Here is a 674-nt window from a genome sequence, read left to right as displayed (position 1 = left end):
GTGAGATTGCTCATGACGTTACCAGGCTGTGCATTATAGCTTGTGCCGCCGGTGCAGGGTTGTGCGCATTGGTCGCTTGCCTAACCACGCTCGCTACCGTTGTTTCTAGGGCCTGCGATAAGCATTGCTTGCGCGGAGACAATGATTCGTCATGTAGTAGCACGGAAAATGTTTTTAGATCTGTTTCAGGCTCTTCCTCTTCTTCTTATATACAATACCCTTCTTCCTCGCAAGACTCTTCCGTGGAGCAAGCACGTGCTCGCAGTGTGAATGAGCAAAGCCCACTTGTTGCAGATGATGCCCCGACTGCTGTGTCCCAGACATGTAGAATGCGGAAGGAGAGTGAGCGAAAGGTTATAGTCATCAGTGCCACACCTGCAGTGAGCCAAGAGCGCTATTCTAGTAGTGAGTCAAGTGGTAGATGATAGCCTGGAAATCACCTGCCCGTGAATTGGGCGGAAAAATTTGCCCACTGCGGCGTCTCTGTAAATAAGGTAGTGCAGACACATGCTGTTCGCAATGATGATACGTCATCCTCAGATATGGACGCCTATGCTCTGTGTAGCCGCCGTATGCGTGGGCGAGGTATATAATCACCGAAGAATACGCTGTCAGAGAATGAAAAGACGTCACCAAGATTTTACCACCTATCTTCAACACCTCAGCTGCTGTTT

2 protein-coding genes are annotated in these 674 nt (G+C 49.6%); one reads left to right on the top strand and one right to left on the bottom strand.

Translation table 11 applies throughout. The features are described from left to right. The coding region (locus GAC_RS04360) for a hypothetical protein (RefSeq protein ID WP_037349537.1) at positions 1-425 on the top strand (425 nt) is incomplete at its 5' end. Here the strand turns inward: GAC_RS04360 and GAC_RS05840 are convergent. Beyond that, positions 400-674 (bottom strand): hypothetical protein (locus GAC_RS05840; protein ID WP_206740391.1); only part of this gene is annotated, 275 nt, incomplete at its 5' end. The two genes, GAC_RS04360 and GAC_RS05840, sit on opposite strands and share 26 nt — an antisense overlap.

The organism is Anaplasma marginale str. Florida, assembly GCF_000215485.1.
In the GTDB taxonomy this organism is placed as follows: domain Bacteria; phylum Pseudomonadota; class Alphaproteobacteria; order Rickettsiales; family Anaplasmataceae; genus Anaplasma; species Anaplasma marginale.
The sequence above is the reverse complement of the archived record's forward strand: the minus strand, read 5'-3'. Positions and strand labels throughout refer to the sequence as shown.